Source organism: Bacillus cereus group sp. BfR-BA-01380 (assembly GCF_022663535.1).
Classification (GTDB): Bacteria; Bacillota; Bacilli; order Bacillales; family Bacillaceae_G; genus Bacillus_A; species Bacillus_A cereus_BB.
Map to the genome: position 1 here is coordinate 13,348 of NZ_JAKUFS010000028.1, position 14,078 is coordinate 27,425.

A 14,078-nucleotide genomic window follows, 5' to 3' on the forward strand; every position below is an offset into this window, starting at 1 on the left:
GATAAACTATTTTTGAAATCAAACTATTAAACAGCTAAAAAAAGCCATAATAATTCTAAAAGAATACTATGACTAGAGTTAATATAGTCATATGAACACAACTTAGTTAAGTCCTTACAATGGATTTAAAGGAGAAAGTGTTCGTATGATAATACTTGTATCGAATTGTTTCATGCTACTTTAAAGAAAAAGGAAATATATCGTACACAATATGTCACATTTGAATCGACAAACTTAGCACTGTTTCAATACATTGAGGGATGTTATCTAATTCAGCCCACACCACGATTTTTACTTATATTAACATATTTATAATTAATTTGTAAATTTCAACCTTTAACTAATTATAATTCCCTACACTTTTACAAAAAGTCACCGTTGATATTTAAAAAGTAATACTTGAATCATTTTCATAAATCTAGACTTTAAAACCTCAATAGATTTCAAACACAAAAAAGAACTTAAAGCTGAGGATACCTAAAAATTACTCACCAATTTTCAAGAGATTTACTTTTGTATTATGAAGAAATATAAAAAAACAGGAAAAGCTCAACCAATATTTTCACTGTGAGCTTTTCCTGTTTTTTTACATTTTTTTAACCAAGCCACACACTCCACATGTGCAGAGTGTATATGGCAACACAAGGGTGCTGGTAGGTTTATTACACTTGTTACATCATTTCACTGTCCTCTGTCCCATCAACACTCTTTTCAAATTTATCAAGCAATGCACGCACTTCATCTGTTGATTTCGTGCTCATTAATCGATTTCTTAATTCAGCAGCTCCATGGAATCCTTTTACATAAATTTTGAAAAAGCGATGCAGCCCTGTGATTGAACGTGGCAGTACTTCCGCATATTGATCTTGAAGATCAAGCTGCAGTCTTAAAAGATCAAGATGCTCTTTACTGCTATGCTCTTTTGGCTCTTTTTCAAAAGCAAAAGGATTTTTAAAAATACCTCGCCCGATCATAACGCCATCAATGCCATATTGCTGGGCAAGCTGCAGACCAGTTTGACGGTCAGGAATGTCTCCATTGATTGTTAGTAGCGTATTTGGTGCGATACGGTCACGTAATTTTTTGATTTCCGGAATTAGCTCCCAATGCGCATCTACTTCGCTCATTTCCTTTCTTGTACGTAAATGAATAGAAAGGTTCGCAATATCCTGTTTTAAAACATGCGTTAGCCACTCCTCCCACTCATTTACATCCTTATAGCCGAGTCGTGTTTTCACGCTGACAGGCAGTCCACCCGCTTTTGCTGCTTGAATAAGTTCTGCCGCAACGTCTGGACGCAGAATAAGGCCACTACCTTTCCCTCTCGATGCCACATTCGGTACCGGGCAGCCCATATTAATATCGATGCCTTTAAATCCTAGCTCTGCCATGCCAATACTCATTTGACGGAAATATTCGGGATTATCTCCCCAAATATGTGCCACCATTGGCTGTTCATCTTCTGTAAAAATCAAACGGCCACGCACACTTTTCATACCCTCTGGATGACAATAGCTATCCGAGTTTGTAAACTCTGTGAAAAATACATCCGGTCGACCGGCTTCACTTACTACGTGACGAAAAACAACATCTGTCACATCTTCCATTGGTGCAAGTACAAAAAATGGTCGTGGTAAATCACGCCAAAAATTATCTATCATTTCAAACTCAAATCCTCTCACTATGGATACAACTTCAAACTCTCGGTCAAAAAATATAAAGTCAAATGTTCCACTTCTTTTACACTTATATCATGCCTAATAACCCATTATCAAACACAAGTACATTTAGACATTTATAATTTGTGAAAAACTATTGTGAAAATCGGCAATGTTTATTTTAACTAAAATCGGTCCTGAATAGTAATCGCTCCAACGATATTACTACTAAACCGTCATTTTCCAGCTTGATAAAGCTAACCAGTTTTCCATTTCCTTATAATCAGGCATTATCTTCCCAACAAGGCGCCAAAAGGAGCGATCATGATTTAGATGGACCATATGGCACATTTCATGAACAACTACATAGTCAATTACCCTCGGTGGTGCCATTGCCAGCTTCCAATTAAATGTTAACTGTAGATTTGAATCACAGGTTCCCCATGTACGGTTACTATCTGAAATACGGATTGAACGCGGCTTTGTTTTAAAGTTACTTTGATAGGATTTAACGCTCTTCTCTACTAACGCTTTACACTGCTGATAATAAAATCGTTTTAAAGCTTGTTTTATCTTCTCATCCTCAAGCTGTTTCACATATATATGTAGCTTATCTCCTTCAAACACTGCGTTATCTTGCTGAATACTTGCGTCTTGAGAGATTTGTATGGGATATGTGTTCCCTAAATACAGAAAACTCTCCCCTTGATTATAGACCTTCTCCTGTGGCCCAAGCATTCTATCCTTTATTTCCTTACGTGTTTTCTGAATCCAATCCCATTTTTCCTCTAACAATTGGAGTACGTATTCAACAGGCGTCCCTTTAGGAGCCTGCACTTCAACATTTCCGTAAGAATCTATATAAATACGTACAGATTTTTTCTTCTTGTAAGTTATATGAAAATGAATTGTCTCACCTAAATATGTATGTATCATTTCATCACCTAGAATATTCGTTCATGTTACTTTTGCATGATGTATTAAAAAAATAAGAGTAGGATACAAACTTCCTACTCCATCCATTGTTTCATCTATATTTAACAGCTAGTCCCTTTAAGAAATTCCTTGCGTATCTATCACCGCACTCTTTATAATTTTTATGGCTTTTTTTTCTTAATAGAGCGCTTAACTCTCCTTTTGTTACCTTAACTCCCACTCCGTCTAATATATCAAGCACTTCCTCACTCGTTAATGATAGTGCTATTTTCATTTTCTTTAAAAGAAGGTTATTGGCACTCTCATTATTCTGTAAAGGTACCACTTGTCCCGCCGGTTGCCCTGGTTTCGGATCTTGTTTTCCTCTTTTAAAAATAATAAAACCATTCAAAAATGACTCTAACATCACATTATCGCATGTTAATACGTAGTCACTTTCAACTACGTCAGCATTGCTAGCTTCATTTTGGGGACTTTTCTTTAATTTTGTAAGCATATCAAGCACTTCTTCTTTCGTTACTTCAATGCCACCAAGATTAAATACCTCCACCATATCTGTATCTTTTATATCCATAGCATATCTTACTCTAATTAATATATCATTATTGCTCATACTCATCGTTAACCCTCCTAAAATATTGACTATTTATCCAGCAGTCAAAGCGTATCCTCTAACATGCTCTAAATTCCAAATTATCATATTAAATATAATAGTATCACCAAGAATCATCCTTAAGATTGTATCCCCAACACTTTTAAACTAATGTCCGCTAAATTAATACTTTAACATTTTAAAGACATGTTTTATAGTCTTACCCGAATTAATACTTTTGAAGGTTATACCAGCTTGTAGTAAAATAGCCCGAAGCGTTGACTACAAGAAAAAGCAGTGCTTTGATTTCTCAAAAACACTGCCGGTTTCCTGCCCCAAACTTATTTTACGAAAGACGGCTTTCCCGCATTCAACCTCCAAAGTTCACTGATATAGGCTGAAACAGTTTTGAAAGATTGACGACAATTACACATAATGTTGTCATCATGACTAATCGCGATAGTATATTCAGGATACTTTCTTTGATGGTATCGTCAAAGTTTCCCGCCGAACCATCAGTGATAATATCTGGATTGTATGACTACGCTCTTGTGATACTCCGCGCTGTTATTTGCCTTCTTTTAAACTAAGCTAAGCCAAGCCACACACTCCACATGCGTAGTATGCGGGAACATATCCACAGGCTGAATCTCCTGCGTCTTATACCCACCCTCTTCAAGCACCTTCAAATCACGAGCAAGTGTCGCCGGGTTACATGATACATATACAACGCGCTTTGGCTTCATGTCGATGATTGTGTTTAATAGTGCTTCATCGCAGCCTTTACGAGGCGGGTCGACGACGATTGTGTCGGCGATGATGCCTTGTTTGTACCAGTTTGGGATGACTACTTCTGCTTCGCCTACGCCAAATTCAACGTTTGTCATGTTGTTGAGCGCGGCGTTTCGGTTTGCGTCTTCGATTGCTTCTGGTACAATTTCAACGCCGTATACTTTTTTTGCTTTTTGCGCTAGGAATAAAGAGATTGTTCCGATACCGCAATATGCGTCGATGACCGTTTCGTTTCCATCTAATTTTGCGTACTCTAGTGCTTTGTCATATAGTACTTTCGTTTGTATTGGGTTTACTTGATAGAAAGAACGTGCTGAAATAGCAAATTTAATATCACCGATAAAGTCATAAATATATTCCGATCCGTACAGGACTGTTGTTGTGTCGCCGAAAATGACGTTTGTACGTTTGTTGTTTACGTTTTGGACGACCGATTTTACGCTTGGGAACTTCGCTGTGATTTCTTCGATGATTGCCTGTTTGTTTGGAAGTTCTGCCGTACGTGTAATAAAGACAAGCATGATTTCCCCTGTTACTTGTCCATAGCGAGCCATGACGTGACGAAGTGTGCCTTTATGGCGCTCTTCGTTGTACGCTGTTATGCCATGCTTTTCACAAATACGTTTTACTTCTTGAATTAATGTATCGTTTTCTTCTGCTTGGATTAAGCACGTTTCCATATTAATGATGTCATGCGTTCCTTGGCGGTAAAAGCCAGCGACAAGTCCGCCTTCACGTTCGCCTATTGGTACTTGTGCTTTGTTTCGATATACCCATGGATTTTCCATGCCAAGGACAGGGTGAACCGGTACATCATGTAGTCCGCCGATGCGCTGCATCACGTCGCGTACTTGTTTTTCTTTTGCTTGTAGTTGCCCTTCATATGTTAAATGCTGCAACTGACAACCGCCGCACTGATTGTATACTGGGCATTCCGCCTCTTTACGGTATGGACTTTCTTTATGGATTTTCATTAAACGACCAAAGGCAAAGTTCTTTTTTACTTTAATAATTTTAATTTGCGCTTCTTCACCTGGTAATCCGTTTTTTACGAAAATAGGATAGCCTTCTACTTTCGCAACACCGGCACCGTCATGTGTTAAATCTTCAAACACTACATCTATAAACTCGTTTTTTTCAACTGGTGGCGTCATTTTATTACTCATTTTCCGACCTCTCTTTTTTCATAACACTGCGTTACATTTTACCATATTCCCTCGCTCTTTAGCCATTGGAAGAAAAAATCTATTGACGATAATTCTTTATTAATGTTACGCTACTACTAATTGCATACGGATGGTGTTACCTCATATATACTTGATGATATGGATCGAGAGTCTCTACCCGACAACCGGAAATTGTTGGACTATGGGGAAAACTAATGAATATTAGCTTTTTTTGTATATAAAGACTCATATTGATTAGCTTTCTCGCATAGAAGGAAGCCGATCTGTATGGGTCTTTTTTTATTTCTATTTTAAAGGTCAGACATCATACGTATGACTTGAAACCTTTGAGGTTTACTCTTCTATTTATATACACATCTGAAAGGAGAAAATTTTGTGCACTATGTAATGAGTATCATCGGCATTCTTGCCGTATTAGGAATTTGCTTTGCTTTCTCTAACAACAGAGCAAAAGTGAATTTCCGCGCTATTATTATTATGCTTGTTTTCCAAATTTTAATTGGTTGGTTTGTATTTGGAACAAAGGTTGGTCAGCAAATTATTGTTTGGATCGGTCAAGTCTTCAATAAATTAATTAAACTTGGTACGACAGGCGTGGACTTTTTATTTAACGGCATTCATAAAGATTTTGTCTTTTTCTTCAACGTATTATTAATTATTGTCTTTTTCTCTGCACTACTTTCTATTTTTAGTTATCTTGGCATTTTACCTTTTATCGTTCGCGTTGTTGGCGGTGCAATTTCAAAAATTACAGGTTTGCCGCGTGTGGAATCGTTCCACGCTGTAAACTCGGTCTTCTTTGGATCAAGTGAAGCATTACTTGTTATTAAAAATGATTTGCAGCATTTTAATGCAAACCGTATGTTTATCATTTGCTGTTCGGCAATGAGCTCTGTATCAGCTTCCGTCACAGCTTCTTATGTGATGATGTTAGATACAAAATACGTATTAATAGCCTTACCGCTAAACTTATTCTCTAGTCTTATCGTTTGTTCATTATTAACACCAGTTGATACAGCACAAGAGGATGAAAAGCTTCAAAAATTCGATAAAAATATGTTTGGCAACAGCTTAATCGATGCGATGATTAACGGTGCATTAGACGGTTTAAAAGTAGCTGGAATTGTTGCGGCATTAATGATTGCTTTTATCGGTGTAATGGAAGTTGTAAACTTCGTAATCACTTCCGCTTCAGGTGCAATTGGTTATAAAATTACACTACAACAAATTTTCGGTTACATTCTTTCACCGTTTGCTTTCTTAATGGGAATTCCAGCACATGATATTATTTCTGCTGGCGGTATTATGGGAACGAAGATTGCATTAAACGAATTCGTTGCGATTCTTGATTTAAAGAAAATCATGACAACATTATCTCCGCGCACAGTTGGGATTGTTACAGTATTCTTAATTAGCTTCGCAAGCATTAGCCAAATCGGCGCAATCGTTGGTACAATTCGTGCTCTATCTGAAAAACAAGGGCGCATTGTATCACGCTTTGGATGGAAACTCCTTTGCGCTTCAACATTAGCTTCTATTTTATCTGCGACAATCGCAGGATTATTTATTTAACTGTACAGATAGCTTCCTATTTTAAAAATAGGAAGCTATCTTTCTATTTCTTAGCATTTTTTTCGCGCAATTCTGATAAAATTAAAAAATGCGACATTTTTGTCGTATTTATCCAAAAAAGGATATTCCCCTCTTCATTTGAGAGTGATATGATTAACAAGGATATAATACACAATAGAAGGATGGATATGATGAAGAAATATGCACTACTGGCTTTACTTTCTTCTACTATTCTCGTAGGCTGCAACACTAGTGTAACTAGTGATAAACAGAAAAAAGATGCAGCTGCCGAGAAGCAAAAGGAAACGAAAAAAGTTGAAGCGAAAACAGTCGACGTTCCCTTAACACAAGGGAATATAACATGGGAGCCTTTTGCACCTGATGCAAAAAACACTGTGCTCTATATGAACAATTTAAAAGATGCGTTTAAAGAAGTACAATACCACGTTTGGCGCACTGCTGATGGCCCTGAAAGCAAACAAACATTTTCATCACTTGAAAAAGAACGTAACTTTGCTTTCCCATTCCACTTACAAGCTTTCAATTTGAAACGCGGGGAATATCAGATTGAAACAACAGGATTAAAAGAAGATGGCACACAAGCACCTCTTGCTAAATCTACAATTACATTCCAACAGTCTGTACCAATTCTAATGTATCATGCAATTGAAAAATACTCAGGACCAGGTGACGGTGAGTTAGGTTTGTATGTACCGCCAGCACAGTTCGAATCACATATGAAATATTTAAAAGATAATGGGTATACAATGCTGACTTTTGAACGCTGGGGTGATATAAATCGTGTCAATAAGCCTGTCTTTATAACGTTAGATGACGGCCGAAAAAATAATATGAATGCCCTTAAAATCTTACAAAGTTTAAAAGATGACAAATTTCACCCAGCAGCAACAGAGTTTGTCGTTGCCAATGATATTGATGCACCAAATCGTCTTTCAAAAGATGAGATTAAACAGATGGTCGATTCTGGTATTTTCTCTATCCAGTCGCACACATCTACTCATGCGATGATGGCTTATTCAAACAATTACGATGAAGAATTACGCGTTTCAAAAGAAAAAATTGAAAATCTTACTGGTAAGAAAATAATTGCTCTTGCGTATCCAGTAGGCTCTTATAACGATCAAGCTGTTACAGAAACAAAAAAACATTACGAATTTGCAGTAACAACAGATCACGGCAATCATTTGACGAAAGGTACACCGAACGAACAATATTTAATTAAACGTCATTTTGTCGGTCCTAACACAACAATGGGTGAATTTACAGCATTAGTAAGAGAGCGCAATTAATTATCTACATACAAATTCCTACTGCATAACAGCGACTGATATGTGGAAAAATGAAAATGGATTTATATAGTTTAAGGCTGTTTTTATTCCCAAAGCAGTCTTAAACTATACAATTTGACTAAAGGGTGCTTATGCTATGAAAAAATATATTTCTACTATACTACTCTCTACTCTGTTCATCGCCGGTTGTACGAATACGACCCAAACAGAACCGAAAATAGAAGCAGCGGCTTCCAAGCAGCAAACAGCTAAGAAAACAGAAGAGAAAGTGCAGCCGCAAGGATCCATTTCATGGAATCCAATTACATATGAATCAAGAAATACCGTTATCTATACAAAAGATGTAAAAGATCCCCTTACAGAGGTGCAGTACAAAATTTGGCGCACCGCGGATGGAAAAGAAAGTGTAAAAACATTTTCCTCTAAAGAAAAAGCGAATCATTTTTCGTTACCGTTCGATTTGAAGGAATTTGAAGGAAAGCGCGGGGAATATCAAATTGAAGCAAATGGTGTAAAAGAAGATGGAAAAACAATTCCACTTACAAAAGCAGCAATTGTCTTTCAACAGCATGCACCGATCCTCATGTACCATGCGATTGATGATTATAAAGAAGGCAGCGGTATTAAAGACCTATTCGTCTCCCCTGCCAACTTTGAAGCGCAAATGAAGTATTTAAAAGATAATGGCTATACACTTTTAACCTTTGAACGTTGGGACGACAGTAACAAAGTGAACAAGCCTATTTTCGTTACATTTGATGACGGTATGAAAAACAATTTAAACGCCTTTCATATTTTACAAAAGCTAAAAGATGATAAATTCAAACCAACTGCAACAGAGTATATGATTACCGATTCCATTGACACAGATGGTTCTCTATCTACAGCTGACATAAAAGAAATGGTAAACTCCGGCATTTTTTCTGTTCAATCTCATACAGCAACACATGCAGATTTACCAAAAATCACAAACTATGAAGCAGAGCTAAAAGGTTCGAAGGAGAAACTTGAAAAAGTTACCGGAAAACCTGTTATTGCGATTGCTTATCCATTTGGCCATGTAAATGATCATGTTGTGGCAGAAACGAAAAAATATTATCAATTTGCGACAACAACGAAACCTGGACAATTTATTACAAAAGGTGAACCAGATGAGTTATTACGTATGAAACGTGTCCGTATTCATAACAATACGACTGTAGAACAATTTGCATTAGCAATTAAATAAGAAAATAGAACCCGGTTACAATCGGGTTCTATTTATAATTTCAGAATTTTCCTGTATTATGTATATAATAAATATTGAAACAAAGGAGAATACATATGTCATTTGAACAAACATTAGAAAAGTATGCTGCACTAGCCGTAAATGTCGGAGTAAACATTCAGCCGGGACAAACGTTAAATATTGGTGCGCCAATTGAAGCTGCGCCGTTCGTTCGTCTTGTTACAAAAAAAGCTTATGAATCCGGAGCAAAACATGTATATGTCGATTGGGTTGATGAACATTTAACACGCTTAAAATTCGACTTAGCACCAGAAGAAGCCTTTTCTGAATTCCCTGCTTGGAAAGCGCACGCACGTGAAGAACTAGCAAAAGAAGGGGCAGCATTTTTATCTATTTACGCTGAAAACCCTGATTTATTAAAAGGCGTAGATCCAAAGCGCATTGCAAGCGCAAATCGAGCAGCTGGAGAAGCGATGAAAACAGTTCGTGAATATATGCAAGCTGATAAAGTAAGCTGGTGTGTTATTTCTGTTCCAACAGTGGAATGGGCAGCAAAAGTATTCCCTGACGTATCGAAAGAAGAGCAAGTAGCAAAATTATGGGACGCAATTTTCCAAGCAACTCGTGCTAATTTAGAAAATCCAGTTGAAGCATGGAATGAACATAACGATAACTTACATACAAAAGTACATTATTTAAATGATAAACACTATAAAGCACTATCCTACAAAGGACCAGGAACAGATTTAACAATCGAACTTCCTGAAAAACATTTATGGGTAGGCGCTGGCAGCATCAACGAAAAGAATGTACCATTCATGGCAAACATTCCAACTGAAGAAGTATTTACAATGCCATTAAAAACAGGTGTAAATGGCTATGTAACAAGTACAAAGCCATTAGTGTATGCCGGAAATGTAATTGATAACTTTACGCTTACATTTGAAAACGGGCGCATTGTAGACTGTAAAGCTGAAGTTGGGGAAGAAACATTAAAACATTTAATTGAAGCAGATGAAGGTGCTCACTTCTTAGGAGAAGTTGCATTAGTACCGCACGATTCACCTATTTCTAATACAAATATTTTATTCTACAATACATTGTTTGATGAAAATGCATCTTGCCATTTAGCAATCGGCAATGCCTATGCCTTTAACTTAGACGGCGGTAAAACAATGTCAAAAGAAGAACTTGCAGAAAACGGTGCAAACTCTAGTATTACACACGAAGACTTTATGATCGGTTCTGCTGAACTAGATATTGATGGTATTACAGCAGATGGTACACATGAACCAATCTTCCGTAAAGGGAATTGGGCGTTTTAATAAAATGAAACTTCCATCAGTGGGGGTTTTCTTCATCCCCCACTGATGGTCAGCCCTCCCAATCGAGCTTTTACGTGCAGTTATCCTCCACCTATCTTCTTTGCTTCTCTCTCAATCTTAAGGTGGGGTCTTACTGCCCGCTAATGCTGGATAAGAATGAAGAATCGCATCAACGGTTTCGTTGATGCGATTCTCTTTTATAGTCCTAATGAAATATATTTAATTTCTAAATACTCTTCAATTCCGAAGTAACCACCTTCACGGCCAATACCACTTTCTTTAAATCCACCAAATGGTGCTTGTGCAACCGATGGAAGACCATCATTTAAGCCAATAATTCCGTATTCCAATGCTTCACTAATTTGGAATGCTTGGCTAATATTTGTTGTAAAGACATACGCTGCTAGACCATATGGCGTGTTATTGGCACGCTCAATTACTTCTTCAGCTGTTTTAAACTTGGAAACAGGTGCAAGCGGCCCAAATGTTTCTTCTGTCATACATAACATATCATCATTTGCTTCACCGATTACGGTTGGCTGAACAAAGTGACCGTTTAATTCTGCAATCTTTTGTCCTCCGTTCAGTACTTTTCCACCCTTTTGAATTGCATCTTCTATATGCTCTTGCACTTTTTCAACGGCTGACACATCAATAAGCGGTCCGACAGTTGTATCTTCTGCAAAACCGTCCCCTACCTTTAACTCTCCTACAGCTTTTTGGAACTTCTCTACGAAGTTTTCATATACATCTTCTTGAACAAACACTCGATTTGTACAAATACACGTTTGACCAGCATTACGGAATTTCGAACCGATTACCGCTTCTACAGCTTTATCTAAATCTGCATCATTCATTACAATAAACGGTGCATGACCACCTAATTCTAAGGAAACTTTTTTCACTGTTTCTGCAGCACCACGCATTAATTCTTTACCAATTTCCGTTGATCCAGTAAAGGATACCTTTCTCACACGTCCATCATTCATCCATGTATCAGCAATTGATTTCGCGCTGCCTGTTACAATATTTAAAACACCTTTTGGAATGTCTGCTTCATGTGCAAGCTCAGCTAGCTTTAATGCTGTTAACGGCGTTTGGCTTGCTGGTTTCACAACTGCCGTACAGCCAGCCGCTAATGCAGGTGCCACTTTTCTTGTAATCATAGCTGCCGGGAAATTCCACGGCGTAATTGCTGCTATTACACCAACAGGTTGTTTTGTTACAAGGATTCGCTTATTCGGATGAGAAGCAGGAATCATTTCGCCATATACACGCTTTCCTTCTTCCGCATACCATTCTACAAAACTATTTGCATAATTCACTTCACCAAGCGCTTCTGGGAACGGTTTTCCTTGTTCCTTTGTCATAATAGCGGCAATTTCTTCTTTATGCTCATCAATTAATGTAAACCACTTTTTCAATTTGTTTGCACGCTCTGCTGCCGTTAACTTCGACCAGGTCTTAAATGCTTCATGCGCAGCATCCACTGCCTGCTTCGCCTCCGTTACCCCGCCTTTCGGAACAGTAGCAAACACTTCTTGTGTAGCAGGATTGTTAATTTCAATTTGCTCATGCAAATGAATCCACTCTCCATTTATGTACATCGCTTTCTTATCTAACATTGCTTTTTTATCCAATTTATTCGTCCTCCCTTATATTCACTATGATATACCTTTTTATGTAACCTAAAAAATAAGATGCTCTCGCCCACCCAAAGAGAAAGTTTTTCAACACATAAGCCGCGGCATCATAGAACACAACAGGACCCGCTCTCGCTTCCTCCTTTTGTTTTAACATGGCACGTGGCAGGAACAGGCACTGACCGCTTCTATGCATGGCCAGACGCTCTCGACCTCCCAAAAAAGAAGGGGGTTTTTAAGTCGCGTCTTTCAATTTGTATTCATCGATACTTCTTCCTCTTCAATAAACTTTTTAATTTTTCTCGTTGCTGCAGACTGACTAATTTTTAGCGCTTCTGCTACTTTATAGCTTGACCCGTGTACCTTATGCGCCTTCAAAATAATACTGCGCTCTACTTCTTCTAACATTTCATACAAACTTTTCCCCGATTGCTCAATTGTCGATTTTTGCATAGATAACGGCAAATCCTCCATTGTAACAAGCTCATCTGCAGTAATGACAACACGTTCCATTACATTTTCTATTTCTCGGTTATTTCCTTCCCAAGGATACTCTAAAAATGCATGTAACACATGCGGGGATAATGTCACGCTGCGTCCATACTTCTCGTTAAAATGCTGCAAGTAATAAGAAACGAGCGGTAAAATGTCTTCCTGCCTCTCACGTAAAGGAGGAATATAAATTGGAATAACGTTAAGACGGTAGTATAAATCTTTTCGAAACGTTCCCTGTTTTACCATCTCTTGCAAATTTCTATTCGTTGCAGCTACAATGCGAACATCTACTTTTTTTAATTCTCTTCCTCCTACCGAGCGAAACGTTTTTTCCTGTAATACTTGTAAAAGCTTCGCTTGAATTTCAAGAGGCATTTCTCCGATTTCATCTAAAAAGAGCGTCCCTTTATGAGCCAGTTCTAAAATCCCTTTTTTCCCTTCACGATGCGCACCTGTAAAAGAACCGCCTGCATATCCAAATAATTCGGATTCAATTAAATTCATTGGCAAAGCTGCACAATTGATTTCATAAAACATTTCATTTTTCCGATGGCTCAGTTCATGTAAATGGCGTACTAATCGGCTTTTTCCAACTCCGGTCTCTCCTAAAACAAGAACTGTACTATCGACTACAGATACCTTTTTTATTGTTTCAACTATTCTCTCCATAGCTGCACTTTTAAAAATAAGTCCTTCATGTTCATATGTTTCTCGTAATTCTTTTTTATACGTTTTTAATTGATCAGTCATTGTCTCTACCTGTTGACGCAGTTGATAGAGTTCTGTTAAATCACGCGAGTAGCTAATGACCCTTCGTAAATTCCCCTGATCATCAAAAACCGGTCGCGTTCGAACATGTAAATATTCTCCCGATTTTGTTGTTTGCACAAGTTCAATCGGCTTCTTTTTTTCAATTACTTCAAGAGTTGCCGACGGATAAAAAATCCCTTCCTTTTGCAGCTCTTTTACACTCTTACCAATTAATTGTTCCGCTGGTAACTGGTAATGCCTTTCACACATGCTGTTTACACGAACGACAATCCCTTTCTCATCTGTTACAAAAATTTCATCAAAAGCGTATTCAAATACATCTTTCAAATCTATAAACGCTCGTTCCTTTTCCGCCACCATCCCAGTCACTCCCTGAGGTTTAAATATTTTAAAAGTTTCATAACCCTGTTTTGAAATACTACAGAGTTTACCTTTTAAGATGCATTGATATGCAAACACGTCCAATTTATATAATGCTTTCTTATCATTATATAACAGGGAGCATGGGAACAGTGGCAAACAAGTTTTTAAACTAAATATTTCATAGCTAGGTAAAATACAACGTGACC

At 37.6% G+C, this 14,078-nt stretch carries 10 protein-coding genes, 1 pseudogene and 1 riboswitch; of the genes and pseudogenes, 5 read left to right on the plus strand and 6 right to left on the minus strand.

What is annotated here, in order from left to right; translation table 11 throughout:
• Nucleotides 1-129: 129 nt before the first annotated feature.
• A pseudogene (locus MR076_RS20855) lies at nt 130-267 on the plus strand (IS3-like element ISBce13 family transposase); the annotation flags it as partial.
• Between the two features lie 404 nt (nt 268-671).
• Here MR076_RS20855 and MR076_RS20860 read toward each other — a convergent pair.
• From MR076_RS20860 to rlmD, 4 genes are all read right to left on the minus strand, one after another.
• A complete protein-coding gene (locus MR076_RS20860; RefSeq protein WP_242223862.1) occupies nt 672-1,661 on the minus strand; it encodes a tRNA dihydrouridine synthase in 990 nt (329 codons plus the stop codon).
• A 225-nt stretch (nt 1,662-1,886) separates the two neighbouring features.
• Nucleotides 1,887-2,594, minus strand: coding sequence for a M48 family metallopeptidase (locus MR076_RS20865; RefSeq protein ID WP_242223864.1), 708 nt, complete (start codon nt 2,592-2,594; stop codon nt 1,887-1,889).
• Between the two features lie 91 nt (nt 2,595-2,685).
• Complete coding sequence (locus MR076_RS20870) at nt 2,686-3,213, minus strand: YehS family protein (protein ID WP_242223866.1); 528 nt, start codon at nt 3,211-3,213, stop codon at nt 2,686-2,688.
• A 554-nt stretch (nt 3,214-3,767) separates the two neighbouring features.
• The gene (rlmD, locus tag MR076_RS20875) at nt 3,768-5,144 is read right to left on the minus strand and encodes a 23S rRNA (uracil(1939)-C(5))-methyltransferase RlmD (RefSeq protein WP_242223869.1); all 1,377 of its coding nucleotides are present in this window, start codon (nt 5,142-5,144) and stop codon (nt 3,768-3,770) included.
• Nucleotides 5,145-5,265: 121 nt separating this feature from the next.
• A riboswitch (purine riboswitch) is annotated at nt 5,266-5,367 on the plus strand.
• 173 nt (nt 5,368-5,540) lie between these two features.
• Between rlmD and MR076_RS20880 the strand changes: the two genes are divergently transcribed.
• The 4 genes from MR076_RS20880 (at nt 5,541) to MR076_RS20895 (ending at nt 10,600) form a co-directional block, all read left to right on the plus strand.
• Nucleotides 5,541-6,737 carry a NupC/NupG family nucleoside CNT transporter gene (locus MR076_RS20880; protein WP_242223872.1) on the plus strand — a complete coding sequence of 399 codons (1,197 nt, stop codon included), beginning with the start codon at nt 5,541-5,543 and terminating at the stop codon, nt 6,735-6,737.
• Between the two features lie 191 nt (nt 6,738-6,928).
• On the plus strand, nt 6,929-8,047 hold the full coding sequence (locus tag MR076_RS20885; RefSeq protein ID WP_242223936.1) for a polysaccharide deacetylase family protein: 1,119 nt from the start codon (nt 6,929-6,931) through the stop codon (nt 8,045-8,047).
• Between the two features lie 136 nt (nt 8,048-8,183).
• The gene (locus tag MR076_RS20890; protein ID WP_242223874.1) at nt 8,184-9,275 is read left to right on the plus strand and encodes a polysaccharide deacetylase family protein; all 1,092 of its coding nucleotides are present in this window, start codon (nt 8,184-8,186) and stop codon (nt 9,273-9,275) included.
• Between the two features lie 95 nt (nt 9,276-9,370).
• Nucleotides 9,371-10,600 (plus strand): aminopeptidase, encoded by a 1,230-nt coding sequence (locus MR076_RS20895; RefSeq protein ID WP_242223875.1) that lies wholly within the window; start codon nt 9,371-9,373, stop codon nt 10,598-10,600.
• A gap of 197 nt (nt 10,601-10,797) precedes the next feature.
• On the opposite strand, the gene MR076_RS20900 is transcribed toward MR076_RS20895, so the two are convergent.
• The gene (locus tag MR076_RS20900; protein ID WP_396021726.1) at nt 10,798-12,207 is read right to left on the minus strand and encodes an NAD-dependent succinate-semialdehyde dehydrogenase; all 1,410 of its coding nucleotides are present in this window, start codon (nt 12,205-12,207) and stop codon (nt 10,798-10,800) included.
• A gap of 285 nt (nt 12,208-12,492) precedes the next feature.
• The gene (locus MR076_RS20905) at nt 12,493-13,869 is read right to left on the minus strand and encodes a sigma-54 interaction domain-containing protein (protein WP_242223879.1); all 1,377 of its coding nucleotides are present in this window, start codon (nt 13,867-13,869) and stop codon (nt 12,493-12,495) included.
• Between the last annotated feature and the right edge of the window lie 209 nt (nt 13,870-14,078).

Bases quoted from the DNA above. Each gene is read 5' to 3' on its own strand.
- MR076_RS20865 (WP_242223864.1), bottom strand. From the start codon at position 2,594: ATGATACATACATATTTAGGTGAGACAATTCATTTTCATATAACTTAC.
- MR076_RS20900 (WP_396021726.1), bottom strand. From the start codon at position 12,207: ATGTACATAAATGGAGAGTGGATTCATTTGCATGAGCAAATTGAAATT.
- rlmD (WP_242223869.1), bottom strand. From the start codon at position 5,144: ATGAGTAATAAAATGACGCCACCAGTTGAAAAAAACGAGTTTATAGAT.
- MR076_RS20870 (WP_242223866.1), bottom strand. From the start codon at position 3,213: ATGAGTATGAGCAATAATGATATATTAATTAGAGTAAGATATGCTATG.
- MR076_RS20905 (WP_242223879.1), bottom strand. From the start codon at position 13,869: ATGGTGGCGGAAAAGGAACGAGCGTTTATAGATTTGAAAGATGTATTT.
- MR076_RS20860 (WP_242223862.1), bottom strand. From the start codon at position 1,661: ATGATAGATAATTTTTGGCGTGATTTACCACGACCATTTTTTGTACTT.
- MR076_RS20895 (WP_242223875.1), top strand. From the start codon at position 9,371: ATGTCATTTGAACAAACATTAGAAAAGTATGCTGCACTAGCCGTAAAT.
- MR076_RS20885 (WP_242223936.1), top strand. From the start codon at position 6,929: ATGAAGAAATATGCACTACTGGCTTTACTTTCTTCTACTATTCTCGTA.
- MR076_RS20890 (WP_242223874.1), top strand. From the start codon at position 8,184: ATGAAAAAATATATTTCTACTATACTACTCTCTACTCTGTTCATCGCC.